General features: G+C 68.8%; 24 protein-coding genes and 2 tRNA genes. 6 read left to right on the forward strand and 20 right to left on the reverse strand.

The genetic code is table 11. The features are described 5' to 3' along the window. Nucleotides 1-7: 7 nt before the first annotated feature. The 10 genes from COA17_RS16770 to COA17_RS16815 all read right to left on the reverse strand — a co-directional run bounded on the left by COA17_RS16770 (nucleotide 8) and on the right by COA17_RS16815 (nucleotide 13308). The gene (locus tag COA17_RS16770) at nucleotides 8-1270 is read right to left on the reverse strand and encodes a DUF3526 domain-containing protein (protein ID WP_096613973.1); all 1263 of its coding nucleotides are present in this window, start codon (nucleotides 1268-1270) and stop codon (nucleotides 8-10) included. Further along, a complete protein-coding gene (locus tag COA17_RS16775; protein ID WP_096613975.1) occupies nucleotides 1267-2706 on the reverse strand; it encodes an ABC transporter permease in 1440 nt (479 codons plus the stop codon). Before COA17_RS16775 ends, COA17_RS16770 begins: the two co-directional genes overlap by 4 nt. Then, nucleotides 2703-3443 carry an ABC transporter ATP-binding protein gene (locus tag COA17_RS16780; protein WP_096613977.1) on the reverse strand — a complete coding sequence of 247 codons (741 nt, stop codon included), beginning with the start codon at nucleotides 3441-3443 and terminating at the stop codon, nucleotides 2703-2705. The genes COA17_RS16775 and COA17_RS16780 overlap by 4 nt, the downstream gene beginning before the upstream one ends. 311 nt (nucleotides 3444-3754) lie before the next feature. Next, complete coding sequence (locus COA17_RS16785; RefSeq protein ID WP_096613978.1) at nucleotides 3755-4675, reverse strand: restriction endonuclease; 921 nt, start codon at nucleotides 4673-4675, stop codon at nucleotides 3755-3757. 15 nt (nucleotides 4676-4690) lie between these two features. Beyond that, nucleotides 4691-6178 (reverse strand): restriction endonuclease subunit S, encoded by a 1488-nt coding sequence (locus tag COA17_RS16790; protein ID WP_096613980.1) that lies wholly within the window; start codon nucleotides 6176-6178, stop codon nucleotides 4691-4693. Continuing rightward, a complete protein-coding gene (locus tag COA17_RS16795; protein WP_096613982.1) occupies nucleotides 6175-7656 on the reverse strand; it encodes a class I SAM-dependent DNA methyltransferase in 1482 nt (493 codons plus the stop codon). The genes COA17_RS16790 and COA17_RS16795 overlap by 4 nt, the downstream gene beginning before the upstream one ends. Nucleotides 7657-7689: 33 nt before the next feature. After that, nucleotides 7690-11091: a type I restriction-modification system endonuclease gene (gene hsdR / locus COA17_RS16800; protein ID WP_096614004.1), complete on the reverse strand. Its 3402-nt coding sequence runs from the start codon at nucleotides 11089-11091 to the stop codon at nucleotides 7690-7692. Between the two features lie 392 nt (nucleotides 11092-11483). Then, nucleotides 11484-11678 (reverse strand): hypothetical protein, encoded by a 195-nt coding sequence (locus tag COA17_RS19475; RefSeq protein WP_096613984.1) that lies wholly within the window; start codon nucleotides 11676-11678, stop codon nucleotides 11484-11486. 418 nt (nucleotides 11679-12096) lie between these two features. Further along, nucleotides 12097-12171 (reverse strand) — tRNA-Gln (locus COA17_RS16810). A gap of 36 nt (nucleotides 12172-12207) precedes the next feature. Then, entirely contained in the window at nucleotides 12208-13308 is a 1101-nt protein-coding gene (locus COA17_RS16815) for a branched-chain amino acid aminotransferase (RefSeq protein WP_096613986.1), read from the reverse strand. An 82-nt stretch (nucleotides 13309-13390) separates the two neighbouring features. Between COA17_RS16815 and COA17_RS16820 the strand changes: the two genes are divergently transcribed. Continuing rightward, nucleotides 13391-13882, forward strand: a complete 492-nt coding sequence (locus COA17_RS16820; protein ID WP_231738629.1) for a MarR family winged helix-turn-helix transcriptional regulator — start codon at nucleotides 13391-13393, stop codon at nucleotides 13880-13882. A gap of 226 nt (nucleotides 13883-14108) precedes the next feature. Here the strand turns inward: COA17_RS16820 and COA17_RS16825 are convergent, their stop codons facing one another. The 5 genes from COA17_RS16825 to COA17_RS16845 form a co-directional block, all read right to left on the reverse strand. Further along, a complete protein-coding gene (locus tag COA17_RS16825; RefSeq protein ID WP_096613988.1) occupies nucleotides 14109-14903 on the reverse strand; it encodes a pyrroline-5-carboxylate reductase family protein in 795 nt (264 codons plus the stop codon). Between the two features lie 9 nt (nucleotides 14904-14912). Continuing rightward, complete coding sequence (locus COA17_RS16830; protein ID WP_066485439.1) at nucleotides 14913-15422, reverse strand: type III secretion system chaperone family protein; 510 nt, start codon at nucleotides 15420-15422, stop codon at nucleotides 14913-14915. 40 nt (nucleotides 15423-15462) lie between these two features. Further along, nucleotides 15463-15723, reverse strand: coding sequence for an accessory factor UbiK family protein (locus COA17_RS16835; RefSeq protein WP_096613990.1), 261 nt, complete (start codon nucleotides 15721-15723; stop codon nucleotides 15463-15465). A 29-nt stretch (nucleotides 15724-15752) separates the two neighbouring features. Then, nucleotides 15753-16274 carry a TspO/MBR family protein gene (locus COA17_RS16840; protein WP_066485434.1) on the reverse strand — a complete coding sequence of 174 codons (522 nt, stop codon included), beginning with the start codon at nucleotides 16272-16274 and terminating at the stop codon, nucleotides 15753-15755. Nucleotides 16275-16401: 127 nt separating this feature from the next. Further along, the gene (locus COA17_RS16845; RefSeq protein ID WP_096613992.1) at nucleotides 16402-17136 is read right to left on the reverse strand and encodes a TlyA family RNA methyltransferase; all 735 of its coding nucleotides are present in this window, start codon (nucleotides 17134-17136) and stop codon (nucleotides 16402-16404) included. 224 nt (nucleotides 17137-17360) lie between these two features. On the opposite strand from COA17_RS16845, the gene COA17_RS16850 reads away from it, so the two are divergent. Continuing rightward, nucleotides 17361-18026, forward strand: a complete 666-nt coding sequence (locus COA17_RS16850; protein WP_066485430.1) for an RBBP9/YdeN family alpha/beta hydrolase — start codon at nucleotides 17361-17363, stop codon at nucleotides 18024-18026. A 176-nt stretch (nucleotides 18027-18202) separates the two neighbouring features. On the opposite strand, the gene COA17_RS16855 is transcribed toward COA17_RS16850, so the two are convergent. Together COA17_RS16855 and dxs are read right to left on the reverse strand one after the other, a co-directional pair. Beyond that, complete coding sequence (locus tag COA17_RS16855) at nucleotides 18203-18625, reverse strand: hypothetical protein (protein ID WP_096613994.1); 423 nt, start codon at nucleotides 18623-18625, stop codon at nucleotides 18203-18205. Further along, the gene (gene dxs / locus COA17_RS16860; RefSeq protein WP_066486827.1) at nucleotides 18622-20541 is read right to left on the reverse strand and encodes a 1-deoxy-D-xylulose-5-phosphate synthase; all 1920 of its coding nucleotides are present in this window, start codon (nucleotides 20539-20541) and stop codon (nucleotides 18622-18624) included. The genes COA17_RS16855 and dxs overlap by 4 nt, the downstream gene beginning before the upstream one ends. 87 nt (nucleotides 20542-20628) lie before the next feature. Between dxs and COA17_RS16865 the strand changes: the two genes are divergently transcribed. After that, nucleotides 20629-21162 (forward strand): GNAT family N-acetyltransferase, encoded by a 534-nt coding sequence (locus tag COA17_RS16865; protein WP_066486824.1) that lies wholly within the window; start codon nucleotides 20629-20631, stop codon nucleotides 21160-21162. Nucleotides 21163-21273: 111 nt separating this feature from the next. Here COA17_RS16865 and COA17_RS16870 read toward each other — a convergent pair whose 3' ends face one another. Beyond that, nucleotides 21274-21693, reverse strand: coding sequence for a Fur family transcriptional regulator (locus COA17_RS16870; protein ID WP_245857904.1), 420 nt, complete (start codon nucleotides 21691-21693; stop codon nucleotides 21274-21276). Nucleotides 21694-21770: 77 nt separating this feature from the next. Beyond that, nucleotides 21771-22172: a MerC domain-containing protein gene (locus tag COA17_RS16875; protein WP_096613998.1), complete on the reverse strand. Its 402-nt coding sequence runs from the start codon at nucleotides 22170-22172 to the stop codon at nucleotides 21771-21773. A gap of 101 nt (nucleotides 22173-22273) precedes the next feature. On the opposite strand from COA17_RS16875, the gene recJ reads away from it, so the two are divergent. The 3 genes from recJ (at nucleotide 22274) to COA17_RS19480 (ending at nucleotide 25179) form a co-directional block, all read left to right on the forward strand. Continuing rightward, nucleotides 22274-24019 carry a single-stranded-DNA-specific exonuclease RecJ gene (recJ, locus tag COA17_RS16880; protein WP_096614006.1) on the forward strand — a complete coding sequence of 582 codons (1746 nt, stop codon included), beginning with the start codon at nucleotides 22274-22276 and terminating at the stop codon, nucleotides 24017-24019. Nucleotides 24020-24068: 49 nt separating this feature from the next. After that, nucleotides 24069-24143 (forward strand) — tRNA-Glu (locus tag COA17_RS16885). Nucleotides 24144-24240: 97 nt separating this feature from the next. Further along, nucleotides 24241-25179 carry a DUF6538 domain-containing protein gene (locus tag COA17_RS19480; RefSeq protein ID WP_176484946.1) on the forward strand — a complete coding sequence of 313 codons (939 nt, stop codon included), beginning with the start codon at nucleotides 24241-24243 and terminating at the stop codon, nucleotides 25177-25179. Between the two features lie 53 nt (nucleotides 25180-25232). Here COA17_RS19480 and COA17_RS20190 read toward each other — a convergent pair. Further along, a partial coding sequence (locus COA17_RS20190; RefSeq protein WP_217991017.1) for an ATP-binding protein occupies nucleotides 25233-25304 on the reverse strand: 72 nt, incomplete at its 5' end.

The raw sequence follows: 25304 nt of genomic DNA on the forward strand, positions 1-25304 counted from the left end.
CGCGCGGTCACTCCGCGACGCCGTCGTCGAAGCGCGGCGCGCGGCGGAAGTCCGCCTTGCCGAACGGCCGGTCGCGGAAGAGATAGCCGTAATAGAAGGATCGCAGCCGCGCGTGGAAGGCGCGGATGCGATCCTGATACGCAAGCTGTCCGGCCAGGTCGGTGCGCGCGAGCCGCGTGAGCAGCCCCTGGACCCCGACGGAGGGCAGCACCCAGCCGAGCGCGCGCCCCGCCCGGTCGCGCCGCTCCAGGCCATCGCGATACGCGCGCACCTGCCCGGCCACGCCTTCATCGGCGTTCTGGTGGAAGGCGAGGTACCATTTGTAGTGGAAATCAGGCCCGAGCGGGGGTGAGTCCGCCCATTCGGGGTGCGCGGCGTAGAAGCGTCGCATCGTGTCCTCGCGCGGGATGTCCCATGCGTGATTGACCGCCTCGCGCTGCGCCAGCGCGATCTCCGCGCCCTGCGCGATCGGCACCGCACGATTGATCGCGACGTTGCCGAGCGTCGGCACGATCAGCACCAGCACGAGCCACAGCGCCGCCAGCGTGGCGGCGTTGGCGACCGAGCTCCAGCGGAACCGCCCGACCAGCGCGGCAAGCGCGATCCAGAACAGCAGGTAGGCGAGAGTCACCACGAGCACGATGAGGATCGGACCGACCGCGACCCCTTCGACAACGGCCGCGATCGCGAAGGGGAGGCCCAGTGCCGCCCACAGCAGCGCGAGCCGCAGTAGCGTCCGCCGCCGCCACAGCGCGGCGCCCCCGCGCGGCAGCGCCTCCAGCGTTCGCTGCCGCCCGGCCTCACGCTCGCCCGACACGAGATCATGGAACAGCGCGATGACGAACAACGGTGCCAGGAACACCAGCACGAAGGCGAAATCGAAGCGCCCCGGCAGCGCCAGTTCGGGATTGAACGTATCGCCGTCGTAGATCTGCGCCTCAAGCCCGAGCGCGCGCACCCGCAGGATGAACGGCGACACGTCGCGCATGCCAAGCGCCGCGAACGCCAGCGGCGCGGGCGGATCCCATGTCGGATGGAAGCTGTAGTACGCCGCGCTTCCCGCGTCCTTGCTGCGGTCGACATAATCGGCGACCGCGCCGATATCCTGCGCCTGCGCGGCCGGGACCGCGGCGATCGCGGCGCGCTGCCGCGCGATCTCCGCCATGCCGGCCGCGACCGCCGCCGCGCCGAGCAACGCGAGCAGCACCAGCGCGAACGCACTCAGCCGCTGGCGCAGCAGCAGGCGCAGCTCGTGGGTCCACAGGGTCATCGACGTGCTCCGAGGCGGCGGGTGGCAAGGGCGAGCAGCGCCACGGCCACCACCAGCCACAAGGCCAGCAGGGTCAGGCCGGGCAGCGCGCCGCGCGCCAGCATCGCGCCGCTCGGCGCGACGAAGCGGAAGTCGGGGATCGCCTGCCAGTTCGCGGCCGCGATCCGCTTGCGGCGATCCGCGCCGGCGTCGGTCGCAGTGTCGTTCGCATAGCTGACCGCCTCGGCCTCCAGCCGGTTCAGCCGCTGCACCAGCGCGTAGCGATAGCGCTCGGCCTGTTCGAGGAAGCGGCGGTGCGCGGCGAAATCGGTGCCGGCCGCGGCCATCGACAGTCCGCGCAGCGCGATCGCGGGGCTGAGCAGGCCGCTCGCGTCGACCAGCCCGTTCTGCCGCGCCTGTGCGCCATAGCTTTCGGCGGCATAACGGTCGAACAGCCCCGACGTCAGCCGCTCGCCCTCGACCGCCAGCAGGCCCTTGTAGTTGTACGGCAGGTCCTCGACGCGGGTGACCTTGTAGCGGTCGAGCAGCCCCTGCTTGAACTGCGCGAAATGCGGGTCGTCGGGATTGTGGCTGTCGCCGAGACCGCGCAGATCGCGCGCGATCGCGACATCGGTCTGGAGCCGGTTGCGCAGCGGCACGGCGTTGGCGGCGACATCCGGCATGGCGCGCGGCAGCAGCACCGTGGTCACCGCCCAGAGGGCGACCAGCGCGAGCAGTGCGTCGCGGCTGCGTCGCACAAGTGCCGAAACCAGCAGGATCAGCACCGTCCACAACCCGAGATAGAGGAGGTAGCCGAGCGCGATCACCAGCATCGGCAGGGCCAGTGCGCCCGGCTGTCCGGCGATGGCGACCAGCCCCAGCATCGCCGGCAGCGCGGCGGCGACCGCGACGGTGCCGAGCGCCAGCAGCTTCCCGGCCACGACCTGCCCGCGCGAGGCGCCTTGCAGCATCAGCAGGCCGAGCGTGCCGCGTTCCGTTTCGCGTGCCAGCGCGCCGAAGCCGAGGAAGATCAGCAGCAGCGGCGCCACGATCTGGAGCACGAAGGCGGGGGTCAGCTGCCCGAACCGGACCAGCAGCGAGCTCTGCCGCACATCACCGAAATTGGCGGTGTTCTGCCGGTGGCCTTCGAGGAACATGCTGTTGCCGGTGAAGGCATCGACGCCGGGATCGAACGCGGCCAGCGGCCCCAGCGGGCGGAAGATGAAGTGGCCGTAATGCACCATCCGGTGCGGATGCCGGTCGGGCTGCGCGTCGAAGGCGTGCTCGGCCTCATGCTGGTGGCGCGCGCGCAGATCGGCGGCGGCACGCTGGTGCGACCAGCTGCTCGCCACCGCGACCAGCGTCAGCAGCACGATCAACGCGAAGGCGATCAATGCGACGCGGTTGCGCAGCATCAGCCGCAATTCGTCGCGCGCGATCAGGCGGACGATCCTCACGCCGCGCGTCCGACGCCGGCGACCTGGAACCGCGCGTGGAGCGCGCGCACGTCGAACCGGTCGGGACCGCTCGCGACGACGCGGTGCGCGACGCGCCCGGCTTCCAGGAACGCGATCTCGTCGGCGACGTCCACCGCGCTCAACAGATCGTGCGTGACCATCAGCACCGCGGTGCCGCGGTCGCGCACCGCGGCGACCAGCGCGTTGAAGTCCGCCGTGGCCCGGGGGTCGAGGCCGGAGGTCGGCTCGTCGAGCAGCAGCACCGGCACCGCGCGCAGCAGCGCGACCGCGATCGCCACCTTCTGCCTCATCCCCTTGGAAAAGCCGCCGAGCCGCTGGTCCCACGCCCGCTCCTGCAAGCCCGCCGCCTGCAGCGCATCGGTGATCGCCTCCCGCCCCTTGCGCTCGTCACTGAGCGCCAGCAGGTAATCGGCATTCTCGACGGCGGAGAGATGATCGTAGAGCGCAACGTTTTCCGGCAGATAGGCGATGTGGCGACGCGCACCGTCCGGATCGGCGCGCGGATCGATGCCGCAGACGGCGACCCGCCCCGCCCCCCCGCGCACGAAGCCGAGCAGCGCGGCCAGCGTGGTGGACTTGCCCGCGCCATTGCCGCCCAGCAACGCGGTGATGCTGCCCGGCTCGACCCGGAGCGAAAGCCCGTCGAGGACGCGGTGGTCGCCATAGGCAAGGGTCAGGTCCTCGATCAGGATCGGGGCCGGCGATGTGAAGGACATGAATACCTCGAGACGCGAATGCGATCTCCTTTGTAGCATCCGGCCGTTAGGTACAATGTATCATTACATTGCTTTGTGGGGAGGTAGCGCGGACCTGAGGCGGGCGGCCCCGGCCCGGACGCCGTTCAAAAGCCCGGTCGAACCGACATCCCGGAGCGCGTCGCTACCTCCGCTTGCAACCGCGCGACGAGGTGAGAGCGACGGACAACAGATAGCCGATCGGTGAAGCGGCACGCCCCGGCTCGCCCTCGTGGAACCAGAATTCCTTCATATAAAGAGCATAGTCGGCAGCATGCCGCATATCTGACGCATCACTCGTCCGCGAAGAAATCCTCGTCCAGCCGCTTCACCGCGATCGTCCGGCTCACCCGAACGCCGACGCCATGTTCGATCATCAGCTCGGCAAGGCGCGTGCCGTCGATCAGGACCACCCGCTGCGGCAGGTGGCGGACGAAATCGATCGCGGGGGCGCTGAAGCTGGAGGTGGTGACGAACACGCCCTTGGTCGCGCCGAAGCCGACCAGGCTGCCGACGAAGCCCTGCACGTCCGGCCGCCCGACCCCGACATGCGGGGCATAGCGTTTCGCCTGGACATAGATGCGGTCGAGGCCGAGGCGATCCTCGTCGATCACGCCGTCCACGCCGCCGTCGCCGCTGCGCCCCAGGCTCAGCGCGGCGCCCTCATGGCTGCCGCCATAGCCCATCGCCACCAGCAGATCGACGATCGCGCGTTCGAAAAAGGCCGGGCTCTGCGCCAGCACGCGCTGGAGCAATTCCGTCTTCAGCGCGGCGTGGAGGACGCCGTGCGCCGCGTCGATCTGTTCCTCGGGCGTGGCAGTCGCGGTGGCGGCGGCTTCGGCGACCGAAGCCTCGGCGGGCGAGGCCTGCGCGTCGACGGCGTAGAATTGCGCGAAGGCGGGATAGGTCTTCAGCGTCTCGACGGTGATCGCCGCCGGCTGGGTCGCGAGCAGCGCCTTGCCATCCGCGCTGGCGGTGAAGCGGCCGCGCGCAGGGCTGTCGATCAGCCCCGCCTTGGCCATGTAGAATTTCGCCCAGTGGATGCGGTTGTGCAGCACGCGCTGCCGCCTGCTGGGCAGCATCTCCTCGCGCTCCGCCTCGGTCAGGCCGAGTTGGTCGGCGATCGCCGCCGCCGCATCGGGCACGCGCGTGACGCCGGTAGCGGCGAGGCGCAGGACCGGCAGCATCAGCGCCTGATAGTCGGGAATGGCCATGCGTCCCCTCCCCGCTCAGCCCACGGCCTTGCGCGCCCGCCCACGCTTCGGCTTGGGCGCGGCGGCGCGTTCGGCGCGGATGCGGTCGAGCAGCACGCTCGCGGGTTCGTCATTCGGGTCCTGCGGCACCAATTCGCCGCGAAACGCCTTGGCGAGGATCGCGGCTTCGAGCCGATCGAGAAGCGCGCGGGCGCGGGTCGCTTCGGCTTCGAGGCGGTCGGCGCGGGCGAGCCCCGCCTTCAGCCGCTTCACGATCTCCCGCTGTTCCTCGATCGGCGGCAACGCGATGTGAAGGGCGCGGATTTCCGGGAAGTATATGGTCGTATGAGTTGAACCCATGCCGAACTTCCGGATGTCGTCGCCCTCCGCCATCAGGGCATACATCAGATATTCCGGCTCGAGCGCCTCTGTGCAGGTCCAGGTCGCGAAATCTTGGCTGGTCGCCATGCTTCGCCCCATCATCGTGACATAGCCAACCGAGGCAGTACGCGACAGGCAAACGGTCCCCGCCGGCAGCAACCGTGCGGACGAATTCGCCAACCCCTCTTTGGAGATGGTCTGCATTGTCGTGTCGATAATGCGACCATGATGCGCGCCTGCATCGCGGATGCCGATCCACGGCACACCGCCATCCCAATAGCCCGGCTGCGAACGGCTGGGCGTATGCCCGGTCTCCTGCTTGGCGATCCGCAGCAGCGGCACCCAAGCCCAGCCCTGCGGCAATTCGACCCCCGGATCGTTAATCGCAAGACCCGCTTTGCCCGCCAAAACCTTGTCTGTTGCCTCTCGACCGCCGCGGCCCTGTTTCGGGACCGGAACCCGATTGAGCATTGCCGCAATCGGCTCCAATTCTCGGCCAGTCCGCCAACTTTCTGTCATACTGCCGGACATTGCTGAACGGAGAAGTGCCAACCGCTGACTTGGGGTCATCATCGAAACCCGACCTAGCTCCGTCCGTGCACGAACGAGGCGAGCGATCAGCACATCTAACTTCCCGACGATCCGACGCTGCTCAGCGACAGGCGGGAGCGGGAGTGGCAGTTCGGCAAGTGTCCGGGACGACAAATGCTTGACCGTCACAGAGCTGGTCATCTGGTTGACTAAACGAAGATATGGCGGAAGAGCATATTCCAAAAACGATGCTGTATAAAACGTTGGCACCGCGATTACCTTGCAAACACGCTGATTCAGAAGTCCTCTTCCAGACTTCCACCGTCCAACGTTGAAATCCCCGTCCATACCTACAAGGATATCGCCGCTCTCCACCCAATAACCTTCAACAATGGGACCATCATATAGCGTCTGAGTCGCCCCTGTAGTAACGTCCCGGATGCGGATGAGTGGAACGCCTTGATCTGTACCGAACCTATCAGATTTCCAAGGAAAGCCATTAATGACAGCCGCCACCGCCCCCAGTGGAACTCGCTCCCATCGATCAGCAGCAGCAAGCAACGGATCACTTGACTCCTTTACCAGCTTGCAAATATCTTCGCTGAAACTCATGCAGCCGTCTCCGCCACGGCCGGATCTTCCATCTCGCTCCCCAGTTCCGCCACCAGCGCGCCAATCTCTTCCAGCGCGGCCATCAGATGGCCTTCGATCGCCGCCGCGATATCCTCGGGCGTGTCGAGACCGTCCTCGGCCTCGGCGCTGGTGTCCTTGAGCCAGCTGATGTCGAGATTGTCGCCGCGCGCCTCCAGCGCGGCGCGGTCGAAGCGGCGGAAGCGGCCGGTTTCGCCTTCGTCCTTGCGCTCCGCCCGGCCATGCGGATCGTCGCCGAACGCCGCCACGAAACCCGCAAAGTCCCCGCGCTTCAGAGGGTTGGTCTTGCCATAAGCGGGCGCGCCCGCGCGCATGTCGTAGATCCACACCGCCTTGGTCGCATCCTCCGCCGGGTCGGCTTCGACCGAGCGGGTGAAGAACAGGACGTTGGTCTTGACCCCCTGCGCATAGAAGATGCCGGTCGGCAGCCGCAGGATGGTATGCAGGTCGCAGCGATGCATCAGCATCCGTCGCAGCGCCTTGCCGCGCCCATCGTCGAACAGGACGTTATCGGGCACCACCACCGCCGCACGGCCGCCGGGGGCAAGCGCGCGGATGATGTGCTCGACGAACGGCAGCTGATAGGAGGAGACGCGATCGGTGATGGTCAGATCGTCGCGCGTTGGGGGCCCACCCGCCGGACCGAAGGGCGGGTTGCTCAGGATCAGATCGGCCCGCTTGAACGGCGCCTCGCTGCCCTTGGGCGACAGCGTGTCGCCCAGCTCCAGATGATCGGGGTCGATCTTGTGGAGGTGCAGGTTCATCAGCAACAGGCGGAAGGTGTCGGGGACGTTCTCGACGCCCCGGAACGCCTCGCGAAGCTGGAACGCCTGTTGCTTGGGCGACAGCTCGAAATAGTCGTCGCTCGCCTCGCGCATGAAACGGTCGGCCGCGATCAGGAAGCCGCCGGTGCCCGCCGCCGGGTCCTGGATCACCTCGCCCGGCTGCGGCTTCATCAGCTCGACCATCACGTCGATCAGGACGCGCGGGGTGAAATACTGCCCTGCCCCGCGCTTGGTCTCCTCCGCCATCTTCTGGAGCAGGCCCTCATAGGCGTCGCCGAAGGCATCACGCTCGGCGGAAAACCAGTGCAGCCCGTCGATCGCGTCGATCAGGCGGCGCAGATTGGCCGGCTCGCGCACGATGGTCGAGGCGTTCTGGAAGATGGCGACGACCGAGCGATCGGCCACCTTGGCGGGATCGCCCAGGTCGATCAGCGCGCGCTTGTAGACGGTCAGCAGCTCCGCCTCGTTCGCTGCCTTCAGCCGCGACCAGCGATAGCCTTCCGGAATGCGGCTCTCGTCCTTCTGCTCGGACGCCATCTTCAGGAACAGCAGATAGGTCAGCTCGGTGACGTACTGCTGATAGGTGATGCCGTCCTTGCGGAGCATGGCGCAGAGCCGCCACAGCTTGTTCACCAGTTCGGCGGAGGGGTTCACGTCGTCGTCGTCCTTGTCGTCAATGCAGGCGGATCAGGCCGCCTGGTCGGTATCGCCACGGCTATCCCAGATGGCGACGTTCAGGTCCATCAGCACATCGCGCAGGTGATGGTCGAACTCGCGGTCAATCGCGTCGAACCCGCCATTCTGGGCGAAGAGCGGGTCGGACAGGATCGCGGGATCGCCAACCGGCTGTTCCTTCAGCGCCCGGCCGATGCGTTGCAGCCAGCGGCGCTGGGCCGGCGTCCAGTCGCGGCTCGCCAGGATACGCTCGACCCCGCTCTCGACGCGCGTGGCATAGGGCACCAGCGGATCGCCGAGCGCCGCCTGTCGCACGAAGCCGATGATGTGCGCGGCGATGTCGGCATTGCGGACGCGGCCATAGGCGGCGCGCAGATGGCTTTCGGAAAAGCCGTGCTCGTCCAGCAGGACGGCGATTTCCTTCAACTCGGCACGGGTCAGGTCGCGCGGGCGCTGCGTCGCGGCGATCAGCGCGGGCACGACGTTCATCTGCGACCGGACATAGGCCTCGAAGCTCTCGATATAATCGGCCGGGCTGGCGTGATCGGGGAACACGTCCTCGACGCCGATCAGTTCGTCGTCATGGCCCGAGATGAAGACGCCGGGATCGGTGCGCTCGCGCGGCCCCAGATCCAGAATCTCGACCAGCGAGGGATGCCGCTCGAACAGCGCCAGCCCCTCGGCGGGCGTGGCATCGCGCAGGCGGTCGGGCAATGCGTCGGGCGCCCCCAGCAACTGCTCGACCCGCTCCCGCGCGGACGGGGCGAGCCGGGGCAGCCGCTGGCGCAGCTTCACCACGATCTGGTTGCGGACGAAGGCCTGATCCTCTTCGTCCGTCGCGCGCGCCAGGTCGCCGAGCAGCGTGGCGAAGCTCAAGGCCGGATCGACCACGACGGGCCGCATATCGGTCACGTCCTGAAGATGCGCGTAGAGATCGACCGCGTCGAAGATGCGGAAATGGGTCTTGCCGATCTCGTCGCAGCGTCGCGTCGCGCGGCCGATCATCTGGTCGTAGAGGATACGGCTGTTCACCCGCCGCACGAAGACCAGGTTGGTGATCGCGGGCACGTCGATGCCGGTGGTCAGCAGGTCGACGGTGACGACATATTTGGGACGCGGGTCGTTCTTGAACGCCTTGATCCGCTCCAGCGGGCGGTCGACGGTGCCGGTGATCTTCTCGACCAGCCCGCCGGGCAGCGCGCCATATTCCTCGGCCAGCGCCTTGGCGAGTTCGTCGACCAGAATGTCGGCATGGTCGTTGCTGACCGCGAAGATCAGCGTCTTGCCCGGCTGGTCGGGCGGGCATTCCTGCGCCACCGCCTGCGCCACCGCACGGTTGAACGGCTGGGTCAGCACCTTGCGGTTGAACTCGGCGACCTCGAAATCGACCTGATCGGGCAGCGTCATCAGCTCGATCTCGCCGGTCTGGCGGTCGACGATCTCGACCTCGTCGCCCGCGTCGAAGCGGATGCCGGTCTGGCTAAGCGCGGTGGTGATCCGGCGCGGCGGACGATGGTCGATCAGCCACCCGTCGATCACCGCCTGGCGATAGCCGTAGCGATAGACCGGCAGGCCGAAGATCTGCGTGGTGTGCAGCGCGGGCGTCGCGGTCAGCGCCACCGTCGCGGCGTCGAAATAGTCGAGCACCCGGCGATAGGCGGACAGGTAATCGTCGAGATTGCGGAAGCCGAGATCCTCTTCGCGCAGCTCGGCGTCGAGCGTGTAGCCGCGATGCGCCTCGTCGACGATGATCAGGTCGTAGGTGCCAGGCGTCGGCCGCATCGCATCGGGATCGTCGAACAGGCGCCGGATCATCGCCTGCACGGTCGCGACCTGCACCCGGTCGACCGCTTCCGGCAGCTTCTTCTCCAGATCGGCGACGTTGAAGACATCGCTGAACTTGAGGAAGCCGCTGGTGTCGGTCACGCTCATCGCGTCGAGAGTCTGGCGGCCCAGCGCGCTACGATCGACCAGGAAGAGGATGCGGCGGAAGCGATTGGCCCGCAGCAACTCGTACATTAGCGCGATGGCGAGGCGCGTCTTGCCGGTGCCGGTCGCCATCGCCACCAGCATGTCCCGCCGCCCGGCGCGGATCGCGTCCTCGACGGCCGCGATGGCATCGCGCTGGTACGGACGAAGGCCGGCGACGCCCAGTTCCTGCTCGGCGACATGCGCGTCGGCGGGCGGGATGGCCTGGGCCAACCGCTCTTCCAGATCGCGCGGACTGAACCATTCCGGCAGCGCACGCGGCACCGCACTCGGCGTGCGCGCGTCCCAGAACCAGATGCCCGATTTCGTCGCGAGCTGCTTTACATAGGCGCGGCCGTTGGTTGCGAACAGGAACGGCACTTGATAGCGATGCTCGCCATCGGTCCAGGGGCCGCCGCGGGGATATTCGTCGGGCGTCAGGACGATGTCCTGCGCATAGCGCCTGGCCTGCCCGAGCATTCCGGGGACGTCGATCTTGCGCTTCTTCGCCTCGACTACGCCGACGCAGCGTCCGTCGATGAACAGCGCATAATCGACGCGTCCCTTCTTGGCAGGCCATTCGGCGATCGCCATCGCCTCGCCATAAACGGGCCGAGCGCCGGCGGCGTGGGTCAGTGTCTGGCTGTCGACCGTCCAGCCCGCCGCGCGCAGCTTCGCATCGATGAGCACGCGGGTGGCGTCCTCGTCCAGCTCGACCTTCTCCGCCGCGCGCGATGCCGCAGCGGACAGCAGCTGCATGTCCTGCGTCGGTGCCGCCTGAGCCTCGGCGCGCACTGCGGCCAGCTCCTCGCGTGCCTTGGCCAGAGCGGCTTCGGTTTCCGCCGCATAGGTCTCCCAGAAGGCGCGTTGCCGCTGCTGTTCCTCGATCGACGCCGCCAGCCGTTCGCGTTCCGCCTCGGCGTCTTGCGCACGCAGACGCGCCTGCGCCTCCGCATCATGGCTGTCGGCCACCGCCTTGCGCAACTTCTCCAGCTGTTCGCGCAAAGCAGCATCGGCGTCAGCGGGCGCGACCGGCGGCACGAACGGACCGGGATCGAACGACGGCGCGTCCCGGTACGTGCGATGGTACCAGACACCGATCGCGCTCGCGAACTTCAGCGCATTCAGGGCATCGGCCGCGGAACCGCGATCCTCGTGCGCAGCGGCGTTCCCCCAGCGCTTGATCTGGAACAGCAGGTCAGCGACCTGTTGCGGAAAAATCCCGCGTGCCCTGCCCTCGCGCAGCACCTCGTCGAACGTCGCCGACGCCGACGATGTCACGCCATGTCGTGCAACGATCTGCTTCGCCAAGGCTTCGCCAAACAGCCGCAGCTTCAGCAACGCCGCCGGCGGGTCGGAACGGAAATAGCTCTCGGCCAACGCGCCGAGCCGCGCCAACTGACTGTCGCGCGCCGCCAGAAATCCGAAATTACCGCCCTGCTGCATCTCCACATCCGCTTGTTAGCACGGGCGACATCCTCTTCAATCATTCGCGAATGGCATAACCAAAGGAAATACTTGGGCGGTCTGGTGCCCATAAACTCCGACACGGAGGGTCAATCAGATCGGCAGCATGAAAAAGGGCGCTGGTGGCGCTGATCCGTACGGACGGATGAAGCGAAGGTTCTGAAAGAAGGGAAAAACAGGGCGGCATCCGCTTGCTCGGCCTCGGTCAGAATTTTCGTCGTCGATCGATCCTGCCGGTCATCCCCACCGTCCGCATGTCCTCCCCCAGCCGCTCCGCGCGGCATGGGGGCAAGGACGCGCGCCTGGAGCACATTGCCTCTCAGTCTTCTCAACTCGACCAACTGGATTCGCAGTTCGCGCCGGAACATTGTTCACCTGTCCTTCCGGAAGGATTGGACGGCGTCCCCAACGTCGCGCTGGTGTTCGTCGACGATGACGACCGCTCCCTCGTCGCCGAACACTGCTGGCTCTGGCTGCCGCAGAGCGACGGTCGCTGCCGGCACATCCCGGATGGCGACGGTTGGGGCGCGTCCCGCCTCGACGCCGACCTGAAGCTGCGTCGCCATCCACGCGCCCCGGTGCGCGGAGAAAGGACAAGGCAGGACGGCTATATCCGCGCCTATCAGCGCTTCGCCGACATCCTCGACAAGCAGAGCGCCAGCCGCGTCGTATTACCGCTGCGGGAGCAGCTGCGCATCGCTGTGTGCCACCATCATCAGCCTTGTTGGCGCGTAAGGTGCCGCCCGGTAGCTGCGGTAGCCTTTGTCCAGCATCCGCGCCGCAGCCCGCGAGGCGCTCGAGCCCTCGATGCCGCTCTCACGGATCACGCCAGTCACCGGGGTCGTCGATCCCACGCAACGCAACAGGTCCCGCGCCCTTGTTCAGCAAGTGCTCCGGCGGGTCGCGGGCTCGACCGAGCATCGCAAAGAGGTGCTCGCATGCTTGGTCGTCAAGGTCGGCGAAGCGACGCTCGAAGCCGTCGACTGGCTGGGGCGGCAGGATTCGAACCTGCGTATGACGGTACCAAAAACCGTTGCCTTACCGCTTGGCGACGCCCCAACGAGCCGCGGGCCTTATCGCGGCGCGCGGGAAAGCTCAACCGATACGTCGCAGCCAGCCGTGCGGGTCGGGCGCGCGGCCGCGCTGGATGGCGGTGAGGCGGTCGAGGAAGCGGGCGGTCAACTGGCCGGTGGCGCCGCTGCCGATCGCGAAGTCGTAATCCGGGCCGGCGACGCGGCCGATCGGCGTGACGACCGCCGCGGTGCCGCAGGCGAAGCTTTCGACCAGCCGGCCGCTCTGCGCATCGGCGCGCCACTGGTCGATGGCATAGGGTTCCTCGCGCGCCACCAGACCTTCGTCGCGGGCGATCGTCAGGATCGAATCGCGGGTGATGCCGGGCAGGATCGTACCGGTCAGCGGCGGCGTCTGGATCGAGCCGTCGTCGAACACGAAGAAGATGTTCATGCCGCCCAGCTCCTCGATCCAGCGGCGCTCGGCCGCGTCGAGGAACACCACCTGGTCGAAGCCGCGGCGGATCGCCTCCTGCTGCGCGACGAGGCTGGTGGCGTAATTGCCGCCGCATTTGGCCTCCCCCGTGCCGCCGGGCGCGGCGCGGGTATAGTCGTGGCTGACCCACAGCGACACGGCGCGCGCCCCGCCCTTCCAATAGGCGCCGACCGACGAGGCGAGCACCATGTAGAGGAATTCGGCCGACGGCTTGACACCCAGGAACGCCTCCGACGCGATCATGAACGGGCGCAGGTACAGCGACCCGCCCTCGATCGCGGGGAACCAGTCGCGCTCGGTCAGGACGAGGCGTTCGCACGATTCCAGGAACAGCTCCTCGGGCAGGTCGGGCATCGCCATGCGCCGCGCCGAGGCGTTGAAGCGGCGCGCATTGGCGTCGGGACGGAATAGCGCCAGCCCGCCGTCGTCGAGGCGATAGGCCTTGAGCCCCTCGAAAATCTCCTGCGCGTAATGGAACACCGAGGAGGCCGGGTCCATCGTCAGCGACACGCGCTGCGTGATCGCACCGTCGTGCCAGCCCTTGTCCTCGCTATAGTGGAGGATCGCCATGTGATCGGTGAAGACGCGCCCGAACGCCGGATCGACCAGCCGCGCTTCCCGTTCGCTGGCGGTCACCGGTGCGGGATGCGGTTCGAACGCGAAAGTCACGGAAAATTGCCCCCATGCCATGGTCGACGGATGCGGCAGGACGGTGGTTGTCTGCCGTTTGCCGGGTTGCGGTGACCTAGGGCCGATGGCAAAGCCGGTCAACATGGCTGCCGTTACCCAATCCGCCTCCCCGCTGTTCCTGCGCGAATCGGAGATCCGCCGCGGCATCGAACTGCTGTACTTCGGCAACAGCCATATCACGCGGTCGATCGACCGCGGGCTGGCGCGGCAGGGGCTGGGCCGCGCGCACCACCGCGCGCTGTACTTCATCGCGCGCAAGCCCGACATGCCGGTCAGCGACCTGCTGGCGCTGCTGGCGATCACCAAGCAATCGCTGGGCCGCGTGCTGAACGAACTGATCGAGCGCGAACTGGTGGAGACACGGCCGGGCGAGCGCGACCGGCGGCAGCGGCTGCTGCGGCTGACGCCGAGCGGGGTGGAGCTGGAAGCGAGCCTGTACGATGCGCTGCGCGAGCGGCTGTCGGCGGCCTATTCGCAAGCCGGCCAGGGCGCGGTCAGCGGTTTCTGGGCAGTGCTGGAGGGGTTGATCCCCCCCGACGAGATGCCGCGCGTCGAGGCGCTGCGCAAAGGCTGAATGTTGCGAAAGTTGAGACGCTGGCACACCGGACGCGGCGCCGGCGGGAATGGCGTGCCCGACGCGCGGGCGGGCGGTTTCACGACGGAGAAAGAGCGTCGTTGCTTATGGCGCCAAGCGGGGATGTAGGACAGCGACGCGGTGGGGCGCGACGGTTGCGCGACATGGACGCGACGGTTGCGCGGCGCGGGGGCGTCGGCGCGGAAAAGCCGATCGCCCTGCCCCGTCATCCCTTCGCGGCGGCGGCCATTTCGGCGCCGCGGCGGGCGACGGCGGTGAGGGTGCGTTCGAACAACGTGTCGAGCGCGCGGTCGGCGTCGAGGACGTTCAGCCCCTCGCGGGTCATGCCGCCGGGGCTGGCGACCGCATCGGCGAGCGCGGCGGGCGTGCGGTCGCTGGCGGCGGCCATCACGGCGGCGCCCTCCACCGCCGCCAGCGCGACGGCGGCGGCTTCCTGCGGCGACAGGCCGATCGCGCGGCCGCCGGCGGCGAGCGCGTCGATCACGCGGAAGACGAAGGCGGGCGCGGTGCCCGACAGCGCGCCGGCGGCGGCGAAGCGCGCGGCGTCGTCGAACCATTCGACCAGTCCGAGCGGCACCATCAGCCGGTCGACCGTCGCGCGCGCCGCGGCGGGCGCGGCGGGTGCGTGGATCGCGACGACGCCGCGGCCCAGTTCGACCGGCAGATTGGGCATCGTCTGCACCGCGACCGGGCCGGGAAAGGCCGCCGACAGCGTCGCCGGATCGCACCCGGCGAGCATCGAGACGAGCAGCGGCGCATCGGCGAGGCGCGCGGCGAAGCGCACGGCGACCTCCGCCAGCTGCTGCGGCTTGACCCCCAACACGACGATGTCGGGCAGCGGTCCGTCGGGCAGCTCGCGCGCCTGGCGCACGCCATCGGGCAGCACGCGGTCGGTGCGATTGACGACATCGACGTCGGCGGCCGCGACCGTCCCGCTATCGACCCAGCGGCGCAACATGGCGGACCCCATATTGCCGCACCCGATCATCCACAGCCGCATGACCGCGCCTCAGGCCTCGCCCTGGGTTTCGACCATCGCCGCCGCGATCGCCTCCGCCGGCGACTTGCCGCCCCACAGCACGAACTGGAAGACGGGATAGAAACGCTCGCATTCGTCGATCGCGGATTCGACCAGCAGCTCGGCGGTGGGGAGCGACATGGTCGCTTCCCCGTCGCGCGCCTCGATCGCGGTGGCGTTACGATAGAGCAGGATGCCGCTGGACGACCAGAGCTCGAAATGGCCCATCCACAATTGCTCGTTCACCAGCCCGAGCGTTTCGTAGATCTTCCCCCGCCCCTTTTCCGCGACCTTCACGTCGGGGAAGGCGAGCAGTTGCAGGACGCCGTCTTCCTCGCGCCACAGCACGCGCAGTTCGTATTCGGTCCAGCTGCCCTTGACGCTGGCCGTCATCTCATCGTCGTGGCGTTCGCACGGCCAGCCATGGGCCGTGAAATAGGCCTCCAGCATGTCCAGCGGGGCTTCGCCCTCGTTATCGGAATCCGCGTCGTGATCGAGCATGGCCATCGTGTCGCCGGTATCGCACAATCGCGCGTGCGCGTCAGCCCGCCTTCTGGGCGGCCAGCGCGGCCTCCAGCGCCTCGACCCGTGCGCGCAGCGCATCCGTCTCGTCCCGCGCGGCGACGGCCATCGCCTTCACCACCTCGAATTCGTCGCGCGCGACGAAATCCAGCCCGCCGATCCATTCGCGCGCACGTTCCCGCGCACCGGCTTCCGCCTCGCGGCTCATCCCCGCGATGGTGCCGGCGGCACCGTTGAACAGCTTGGCCAGATCGCCGAACAGGCGGTTTTCGGACTGCATGGGTGGTCTCTTTCGAAAAGCGGAACAGGTCAGCCGATCACTTGGGACGCCGCGGCCGGCTGCACAAGGCGTTCCGCATCGGGATTCAGCTGCGCGATGCGCCAGTTGAGCACGCCCGCGAAGCTGAGCCACACCATATAGGGCACCAGCAGCCACGCCGCGACGCGCCGGATCTGCGCGAAGACGAAGGTGGTGATGATCGTCAGCCCCAGGATCGCGACGATCAGCAGCAGCGCGGCCCCGACCTTGTGCGCGCCGAAGAACAGCGGCGTCCAGGCCAGGTTGCCGGCCAGTTGCGCCGCGAACAGCGCCACCGCGACCCAGCGCAGCTTCGCCCCGCGCGCACTGAGCACCAGCGCCAGCGCCAGCCCGAGCATGATGTAGAGCAGCGACCAGGCGACCGGGAACACCCAGCCCGGCGGCGTCAGTTCGGGCTTGGTCAGCGCCATGTACCAGCCGTTCTCGCTGCCAGAGGGGACCGACCGCCCCGACAGGAACCCCAGCAGCAGGACCAGCGGCACCGAGACCGCCGCCCAGCGCAGGAACGACATCCGTAACTGATCCCTCGATGCGACCGTGCCCAACGTCCCTGATCCCCCACACAACGTCAACGACGCGCCTAGGTGCCCAATCGTCACCCTTGCGTAAACTGCCAAAGCCCCATGGCGCACGATTGTTTCAGTCGCGATGCGCCGCGATCAGATATTCGACATTGCCCTCCGGCCCGGTGATCGGGCTTTCGACGACGCTTTCGACGCGCCAGCCGGTGGCGGCGAACCAGTCCGCCACCTCGGCGCAGACGCGGTCGCGCACCGACTGGTCGCGCACGACGCCGCCCTTCCCCACCTCGGCGCGGCCGGCCTCGAACTGCGGCTTGATCAGCGCCATCGCGCGCGCCGGGGGGCGGGCGAAGGACAGCGGCACCTCCAGCACCTTGGCCAGGCCGATGAAGCTGGCGTCGCAGACGATCAGGTCGACCGGTTCGGGAATGTGCGCGGGCGTCAGGATGCGCGCGCTGGTCTGTTCGTGGACGATGACGCGCGGATCCTGGCGCAGCTTCCACGCCAGCTGGTTGGTGCCGCTGTCCACCGCATAGACGCGCGCGGCGCCGCGCGTCAGCAGCACGTCGGTGAAGCCGCCGGTCGACGATCCCACGTCGATCGCCACCGCGCCGCTCACGTCCCAGCCGACGTGGTCCAGCCCGTGCGCCAGCTTGATCCCGCCGCGCGACACCCAGGGATGGTCGCGCCCGCGCACGTCGAGGACGACATCGGCGGCGAGCGGCTGGCCGGGCTTTTCCACCTTGCGGTCGCCGGCGAAGACCAGACCGGCCATCACCAGCGCCTGCGCCCGCGTGCGCGATTCGGCCAGGCCGCGGTCCACCAGCATCTGATCGGCACGTTGTTTCGCCATCCGCCCGCTATCGCAGCCCGCCCCCCCGGACCGCAAGCCGCGCGGCGATTTCGGTTCGTCTCGCGGCGGCCTCCGTTCGCGTCAATTGCTGCGATGCAGGATTGTCCATGGATTTAGGGGACAATACATTGCGAATCGAGGCCGCGGCTTTTCCCGACCCCTAGACTGTGTGCCGCGGCCTCACCGTCCCCCGCGCGGAATGCGGGGATAACAGGAGGGTAGTCATGGGACTTTCGACATATGATCTGTCGGTCCGGCCGACGATCCTGACCGTTCCCGGGCTGGGTGGCTCCGGCCCCGCGCACTGGCAGACATTGTGGGAGAACGGCCGCCCCGATACCGCGCGGATCGAACTGGGGATGTGGGACCGGCCGCACCGCAACGCCTGGGTGACGAAGATCGACCAGGCGGTGGCGGGGGCACGCGCGCCGGTGATCCTGGTCGGCCATTCGCTGGGGTGTATCGCGGTGGCGTGGTGGGCGTCGATGAGCCCGCAACCCTATGGCTGGCCGGTCGCCGGCGCGCTGCTGGTGGCGCCCGCCGATGTCGAGCGCGCGGGCGTGGCGGAGGAACTGGCGCCGTTCGCGCCCGCGCCGAAACAGCCGCTGCCGTTTCCATCGATCGTGGTGGCGTCGAGCGACGACCCGTGGGTGACGATCGAGCGCGCGCACAGCCTGGCGGTCGACTGGGGCAGCCATTTCGTCGACGCCGGGCCGCACGGGCACCTCAACGCCGCCAGCGGGCTGGGTCATTGGCCGGAGGGACAGGAACTGCTGGAACGGGTGATCCATGCCGCGGGCGGCCCGCATGGCGAGGCGCGCACGCCGGGCGATGCGCGCGCGATCCTGACGATGCCGAGCCGGCCGCGCGGTTACGAGGCGCGGATCTGAGGGCTCGTTTGGAAACGTGCCGCAGGCACGTTTCGCGGCACCGGCCCGCATCGGGTGAACAGCGCCCCGCGCTGTTCAGGCCATGCCGGGGGCATGGCCGACCCGTTGCGCCCCCACCCCGCCTCCCATCGGTATCATGAGTGGGAGGCGGGGTGCGGGAGCGGGCCGGTGCCGCCTTAAAACTCGCTCTTCCACGAGTTTTCAAACACCCCTGACGCCCCCACCCGCCCGTCGAGGTAGCGCACCAGCGCCGCCACGTCGGGCAGGTCGGGGACCAGCGAGTCGTCGGGCAGCGCCAAAGCGGCGGCGGCGGCGTTGGCGACATCCTCCACGTCGCCGCGCGCCATCTTGAGGAAGCGTTTGAGCGTGTCCTCGGGCTGGGGCACCACCCCTTCCCCGTACCATGGCGCCAGCGCCGCGCGCACCGCCGGGGCGACGCGCGGGTCGGCGCCGGCGAACACCGCGTCGAAATCGGCCGCGGTCCACGCCGCACGCTCGGCCACCGCGCCCTTCACCCGGCGCAGCATCGCATAATTGGCCCACAGCATCCCCACCGCGTAGAGCGCGGTGAGCGCGCCGACCTTCTCCCAGCCGGTCACGCGCGCGCGATCACGCCCGCTTCGTTGTAGCGCAGCGCCGACAGGACGGTGGCGACGATCGCGTCGGCATCCAGCCCCGCCTCGGCATATTGCACCTCGGGCTTGTCCTGGTCCTGGAAGCGATCGGGCAGGCGCAGCGTGCGGATCTTGAGGCCGGCATCGGTCAGCCCGGCGTCCGACGCCATCGTCAGCACATGCGCGCCGAGGCCGCCGACCGCATTCTCCTCAATCGTCACCGCGACTTCGTGGCTGGTCAGCAGGCGGCGGATCAGCGCCTCGTCCAGCGGCTTGGCGAAGCGCAGGTCCGCGACGGTGGTCGACAGCCCGCGCGCCTCCAGCACCTCGGCCGCCTTCAGCGCCTCGCCCAGACGCGTGCCGAGCGACAGGATCGCGACCGACTTGCCCTCGCGCACGATGCGGCCCTTGCCGATCTCCAGCCGCTCCGGCACCGCGGGCAGCGCGACGCCGGTGCCGCCGCCGCGCGGATAGCGCACCGCGATCGGGCCGTCGTCATATTCGGCGCAGGTGTGGACCATATGGACCAGCTCCGCCTCGTCCGCCGGCGCCATCACGACGAAATTGGGCAGCGTCGCCAGATAGGTGACGTCGAAGCTGCCCGCATGGGTCGCGCCGTCCGCGCCGACCAGCCCGGCGCGGTCGATCGCGAAACGCACCGGCAGGTTCTGGATAGCGACGTCGTGGACCACCTGGTCGTAGGCGCGTTGCAGGAAGGTCGAATAGATCGCGCAGAACGGCCGCATCCCCTGCGCCGCCAGCCCGGCGGCGAAGGTGACCGCATGCTGTTCGGCGATGCCGACGTCGAAGAAACGGTCGGGATGCGCGGCGGCGAAGCGGTCGAGCCCGGTGCCCGACGGCATCGCCGCGGTGATCGCGCAGATCCGCGGATCGGCATCCGCCGCGCGCGCCAGCGCATCGCCGAACACGTTCTGATAGGCCGGCGGCCCCGGCGGCGCCTTCGCCTGGGTGCCGGTGATGACGTCGAACTTCTGTACGCCGTGATATTTGTCGGCGGCGTTTTCCGCCGGGGCGTAGCCCTTGCCCTTCTTCGTCACGACATGGATCAGGATCGGGCCTTCCTCCGCATCGCGCACATTTTCCAGCACCGGGATCAGATGCTCGAGATTGTGCCCGTCGATCGGCCCGACGTAGTAGAAGCCCAGCTCCTCGAACAGCGTACCGCCCATCGTCATGCCGCGGGCATATTCGTCGGTCTTGCGCGCGGCGGCGTGGAACGGACGCGGCAGGCGGCGCGCGAACTTCTTCATCAGCTCGCGCACGCCCAGGAATTCGCGGCTGGACACGATCCGCGAGAGATAGGCCGACAGCCCGCCGACCGGCGGCGCGATCGACATGTCATTGTCGTTGAGGATGACGACCAGGCGATTGCCCGCCGCCTCGGCATTGTTCATCGCCTCATAGGCCATGCCAGCGGACATCGCGCCGTCGCCGATCACCGCGATCGCCTTGCCCGGCGCGCCGGTCAGCTTGTTGGCGGTGGCGAAGCCAAGCGCGGCCGAGATCGACGTCGAGCTGTGCGCCGCGCCGAACGGGTCGTATTCGCTCTCGCTCCGCTTGGTGAAGCCCGACAGCCCCCCGCCCTGCCGCAGCGTGCGGATACGGTCGCGCCGCCCGGTCAGGATCTTGTGCGGGTAGCATTGGTGCCCGACGTCCCAGATCAGCCGGTCGCGCGGGGTGTCGAACACATAATGGATCGCGACGGTCAGCTCGACCACGCCCAGCCCGGAGCCGAGGTGGCCGCCGGTCACGCCGACGGCGGCGATCGTTTCCTGCCGCAGTTCATCGGCCAGCTGGCGCAGCTGTTCGGGGCGCAACGTGCGGAGATCGGACGGCGTAGCGACGGTGTCGAGCAGGGGTGTTTCGGGGGCATTGGCCATCCGACCGGAATAGCTGAGCGATATCAGCATGTCGATTGCCGCTTTTTACGGTTGACCGCGCAGACGCCGCCGGGCGAGGCAGCGGCCATGCTTTCCCACCGGCTTGCCACCCCCGACGATATCCCCGCGATCGCCGCGGTGATGGACCGCGCGATCACCGAATTGCAGCGGGACCACCTGTCCCCGGCGGCGATCGTGGCAAGCCGCGCGGCGATGGGGCTGGACACGCAGTTGATCGACGACGGCAGCTATTTCGTGGTGCACGCCGCCGACGGACAGCTGGCGGGATGCGGCGGGTGGAGCTTTCGCGCGACCTTGTACGGCGGCAACCATTCTGGGGACCTGCGCGACGCGCGGCGGCTGGACCCCGCCACCGAGGCGGCGCGAATCCGCGCGATGTACACCGACCCGGCATTCACGCGCCGCGGCGTCGGACGACTGATCCTGTCGCTGTGCGAGACGGCGGCGCGCGACGCGGGGTTCGCGCGGGTGGAAATGATGGCGACGCTGGCGGGCGAGCCGCTGTACGCCGCGTGCGGCTATCGCGTGATCGAACGTGTGGCGGACATGGCGCGCGGCGACGTGCCGGTGCCGGGCGCGCGGATGGGGAAGGCGCTGTAGGCGCGTCGACGCGAGCGGCGGCGGCGCAGGGAAGATCGGCGCGGAGATCGCGCTGCGCGAAGCGGCGCTTGCCTCACGTCGATGCGCGTCGACCCGCCGACGATCGATGGCCTATCCCGCGCAGGCGGCGCAGCGGCCACGCACCTCCACCACCGGGCGTTCGGGCGTGAAGCCGGCGGTCAGCGCGGTCTTCCGCAGGTCGCTGGTCAGCCGGTCGTCGTCGAGGTGCGTGGTCTTCCCGCACGCATCGCACACCAGGAAGATGCAGTCGTGCCGGCAGCCGGGGTGCGCGTTGACGACATAGGCGTTGGCGCTTTCCACCCGCTGCGCCAGATTGGCCGCGACGAACAGGTCGAGGATGCGATAGATGCTGTTGGCGGCGATCCGTCGCCCCTCCGCGCGCGACACCGCCTCCGCAATGTCATAGGCAGAGGCCGGCTTGGCGAAGCCCGACAGCGCCGCGAACACGCCGGCGCGCATCACCGTCCATTGCTCGCCCGCGCCCTCCAGCGCAGCCTGCGCCGCGCCCATCAGCGCGTCTCCCTCCGGTTCGTGATGCCCGTGCCCCATGCGCGATGAGATAGGCACCGCACGGCGCCCCGGCAAGCTCAGCGATCGACAGCGCGCGCGTGGCTGTGCCGGTTGAGCGCATGGCCCAGCGCAAGCACCGCGACCCCGGCGACCGTCAGCGCGGTTTCGGCCAGATGGTGCGCGCCATGCGCCACCACCAGCGCCGAGGCCATCAGCGCCAGCCCGGTCGCGCCCAACACGATCGGCAGCGGCCGGCGATGCCGCACCGCGCCGCGCCCGAACGCGAACACGCCCAGCGCCAGCGCCATCACCAGCCCCGCTTCGTGGATCAGCGGGCTGCCCAGCAGGCCGCCGGCGGTGGACAGCAGCGCCAGCGCCACCGTCGTCGCCAGGCAATGGACGACGCACGCCGCCGACAACCAGATCGCCCAGCGATCGAGCCGGTGCGCGCCTGCGTCGGAGGAGGATCGCTGTGCCATGGCAAACCGGCAGATAGGCCAGGCGCACAAATGTTACAACATCACATCCGCATTTTCCATCGACAGTGACGAAGCCGCCCCGTCCCTGTATGGCACCGGCGATGCGGCGCGTTCTGGACATCGACCGGTCGATCCTCGGCCAACCCTGGCACTGGCGCGCGCTGGCGACGGACCAGCGCGACGGGTTGATGCCTGACGACCTGCTCACGCAATTGCTGTTGGCGCGCGGGTGCCCGCGCGAGGCGCTGGAGGCGCACAAGGCGCCGTCGATTCGGGGGTTCATGCCCGATCCGTCGATCTTCCGCGACATGGACGTGGCCGCCGCGCGACTGGCCGATGCGGTGGAGCGCGACGAGGCGGTCGCGATCTTCGGCGATTACGATGTCGATGGCGCGACATCATCGGCGCTGCTGGTGCTGTTGCTGCGCGAGCTGGGACGCGACGCGCGCGTCTATATCCCCGATCGGCTGGTCGAGGGATACGGCCCCAATGCCGCAGCGATGGAGCGGCTGGCGGCGGAGGGCGCGACGCTGATCGTCACGGTCGATTGCGGGGCGCAGGCGTTCGACGCGCTGGCCGGCGCGCGCGCCGACGTGATCGTCGTCGATCATCACCAATGCGCGACGCAGCTGCCGCGCGCCCATGCGGTGGTGAACCCCAACCGCCAGGACGAGGGCGACGGCGCCGCGCACGGCCATCTGGCGGCGGTGGGGGTGGCGTTCCTGCTGGGTGCCGCGCTGATCCGCGAATTGCGCGCGCGCGGCTATTTCGCGGGGCACGCCGAACCGCGGTTGCTCGACCTGCTCGATCTGGTCGCGCTGGGCACCGTCGCCGATGTCGCACAGCTGCGCGGGCTGAACCGCGCCTTCGTGGCGCAGGGGCTGAAGGTGATGGCGCAGCGCCGCAACATCGGGCTGGCCGCGTTGGGCGAGGCGGCGCGGCTCACGCGCGCGCCGACCGCCAGCGACCTGGGCTTCGCGTTCGGGCCGCGCATCAACGCCGGCGGACGCGTCGGGCGCGCGGACCTGGGCGTGCGGCTGCTGACGACGCGCGATCCGGCGGAGGCGCGCGCGCTGGCGGCGGAGCTGGATCGCCTCAACGACGAACGCCGCGCGATCGAGGCGATGGTGCAGGAAGGCGCGGAGGCGATGCTGTGTACCGACCGCGCGGTGTGCGTCGTCGCTGGCGAAGGCTGGCACCCGGGCGTGATCGGGATCGTCGCGGGGCGGCTGAAGGAGCGGCTGGGCCGCCCGGCGATCGTCATCGCGCTGGACGAGAACGGCATCGGCAAGGGATCGGGCCGGTCGATCACCGGCGTCGACCTGGGCGCGGCGGTGCTTTCCGCGAAGGAGCGCGGGCTGCTGATCGCGGGCGGCGGCCATGCGATGGCGGCGGGGCTGACGATCGCCAGCGACGCCATCCCCGCCTTCGCCGACGATCTGGAGGCACGGCTGGGCGCGGCGGTGGAGGTGGCGCGGGAGAACCGCGCGCTGCTGGTCGATTCGGTCGTCGCGGCGGGCGGGGTCACCCCCGATCTGGTCCATGCGCTGGAGGCCGGCGGCCCCTACGGCACCGGCTGGCCCGCGCCGCGCGTGGCGGTGGGGCCGGTGCGCACGATCAAGGTCGACGTGGTCGGCAACGGCCATGTCCGCGCGATCGTCGCCGGCGACGACGGCCGCAGCCTGAAGGCGATGGCATTCCGCGCCGCCGACAATGCGCTGGGCCAGGCATTGCTGGCCGCCGGCCCATCGCGGCGGCTGTGGCTGGCGGGACGCGCGCGGCTCGACGAATGGGGCGCGCGCCCGGCGGCGGAACTGCACATCGACGACGCCGCCTGGGCCAACTGACCCCTTGACCCCCGCCGCCCTTTCCGCCAAGGGACCCGCCACGCCTCACGGCCCCTTCGTCTAGCGGTTAGGACGCGGCCCTTTCACGGCTGAAACACGGGTTCGATTCCCGTAGGGGTCACCATCCTCGCAAAAAGGCGAGGAATTCGGCGGAAATCGCTAAAATCAACGCTTCAGCAAGTGCCCGGTGCTACAAATGGGTGCTACAAATGGGGCGTCGGATGTCACATTCCGTGAAGCGGGCAAAATCCAGGAACGAGCAGTTCCGCATGGCGGTGCCGCCGGACATCCGGCATCTCGTCGGCAAGAGAGAATGGACCGCGAGCCTCGGCACGACCGACCCGGTCGCGGCCGCCGCTATGCGCGGCGAACTCATTACCTTTTACAAGAACGAGGTCCTCAGGCTTCGCGGGCAATTGGCCCACAGGCCGGTCAAGGATGCGCTGGCGCTGCTCGATCGCGGCTTCGAACGGCTCGCGGGCATTCGCGGCTCGATGGACAAAGCGATCGCGGAGCAACTCACCCTGCTCGCCTCGACGGTGATCGATTCCTGGTTACCTGCCGACCAACTTGGTCAGCCGCAGGATTGGGGCGGCATGACCATATGGGAGGCGCCTGGCGACCCAGAACCCGTCCCCTCCATCGACACGGAGCCGCACCGAGAAATCTTCCGTCTTCGCGCCGCGCTGCTGGAGGGCACGGGCAGGACCGACGGCATCCTGTACCGCCGTCTCGCCGCGCTGCTGCGGGAACGCCGCGTGTTCAAGCCGATCCGATTCGCAGTCAGCTACATGACGTCAATCGAGCCGAAGCTGAAGCTGGACCGCGACGACGTGTACGAGGCTGTCGCTTCGGCTTATCTCGATCGGCTGGCCGGACATCGCTTCGCGAGTTGGCCAGCAAGCGCCGAGACCGCATTCGAGGCGATCTTGTCGATCCCGGGAGCGGCGTCATCCGCGCATATCGCGATGCCCCTTCCGCAGACGGCCGCGACCGGTTTGTGGGCCATGCCGCTGAGCAAGGGGCTGGAGGTCTGGATTGTCAATCGGCGTCCAAAAAGGACCCCCTATCGGCGTCCAAAAGGGACCCCGTTTGTCGAGCGGTGTGACGGGTATGGCGGGCGTGCCGTTCGCGCTGGTTGCGGCGTAGGGCGGGCGTAGCCCGACCGGAGGCGCAACCAGCGCGAAGCATCTTCTGCCGGTGGTCCCGCGCGTCAGCTGCGGTGCTTGAATCGCCAGCTGTCGTTGCCGGTCTCGACGATGTCGCAGTGGTGGGTAATGCGGTC

It is taken from the genome of Sphingomonas ginsenosidimutans (assembly GCF_002374835.1).
Classification (GTDB): Bacteria; Pseudomonadota; Alphaproteobacteria; order Sphingomonadales; family Sphingomonadaceae; genus Sphingomonas; species Sphingomonas ginsenosidimutans.

Coding starts and splice junctions, on each gene's coding strand:
- COA17_RS19475 (WP_096613984.1), bottom strand. CDS start 11,678: ATGGCGACGCAGCTTCAGGTCGGCGTCGAGGCGGGACGCGCCCCAACC.
- COA17_RS16820 (WP_231738629.1), top strand. CDS start 13,391: ATGGCTGCCGTTACCCAATCCGCCTCCCCGCTGTTCCTGCGCGAATCG.
- COA17_RS16835 (WP_096613990.1), bottom strand. CDS start 15,723: ATGCAGTCCGAAAACCGCCTGTTCGGCGATCTGGCCAAGCTGTTCAAC.
- recJ (WP_096614006.1), top strand. CDS start 22,274: ATGCGGCGCGTTCTGGACATCGACCGGTCGATCCTCGGCCAACCCTGG.
- COA17_RS16815 (WP_096613986.1), bottom strand. CDS start 13,308: ATGGCATGGGGGCAATTTTCCGTGACTTTCGCGTTCGAACCGCATCCC.
- hsdR (WP_096614004.1), bottom strand. CDS start 11,091: ATGCAGCAGGGCGGTAATTTCGGATTTCTGGCGGCGCGCGACAGTCAG.
- COA17_RS16875 (WP_096613998.1), bottom strand. CDS start 22,172: ATGGCACAGCGATCCTCCTCCGACGCAGGCGCGCACCGGCTCGATCGC.
- COA17_RS16825 (WP_096613988.1), bottom strand. CDS start 14,903: ATGCGGCTGTGGATGATCGGGTGCGGCAATATGGGGTCCGCCATGTTG.
- COA17_RS16865 (WP_066486824.1), top strand. CDS start 20,629: ATGCTTTCCCACCGGCTTGCCACCCCCGACGATATCCCCGCGATCGCC.
- COA17_RS16790 (WP_096613980.1), bottom strand. CDS start 6,178: ATGAGTTTCAGCGAAGATATTTGCAAGCTGGTAAAGGAGTCAAGTGAT.
- COA17_RS16850 (WP_066485430.1), top strand. CDS start 17,361: ATGGGACTTTCGACATATGATCTGTCGGTCCGGCCGACGATCCTGACC.
- dxs (WP_066486827.1), bottom strand. CDS start 20,541: ATGGCCAATGCCCCCGAAACACCCCTGCTCGACACCGTCGCTACGCCG.
- COA17_RS16770 (WP_096613973.1), bottom strand. CDS start 1,270: ATGACCCTGTGGACCCACGAGCTGCGCCTGCTGCTGCGCCAGCGGCTG.
- COA17_RS19480 (WP_176484946.1), top strand. CDS start 24,241: ATGTCACATTCCGTGAAGCGGGCAAAATCCAGGAACGAGCAGTTCCGC.
- COA17_RS16780 (WP_096613977.1), bottom strand. CDS start 3,443: ATGTCCTTCACATCGCCGGCCCCGATCCTGATCGAGGACCTGACCCTT.
- COA17_RS16870 (WP_245857904.1), bottom strand. CDS start 21,693: ATGGGCGCGGCGCAGGCTGCGCTGGAGGGCGCGGGCGAGCAATGGACG.
- COA17_RS16830 (WP_066485439.1), bottom strand. CDS start 15,422: ATGCTCGATCACGACGCGGATTCCGATAACGAGGGCGAAGCCCCGCTG.
- COA17_RS16785 (WP_096613978.1), bottom strand. CDS start 4,675: ATGGCCATTCCCGACTATCAGGCGCTGATGCTGCCGGTCCTGCGCCTC.
- COA17_RS16845 (WP_096613992.1), bottom strand. CDS start 17,136: ATGGCGAAACAACGTGCCGATCAGATGCTGGTGGACCGCGGCCTGGCC.
- COA17_RS16840 (WP_066485434.1), bottom strand. CDS start 16,274: ATGTCGTTCCTGCGCTGGGCGGCGGTCTCGGTGCCGCTGGTCCTGCTG.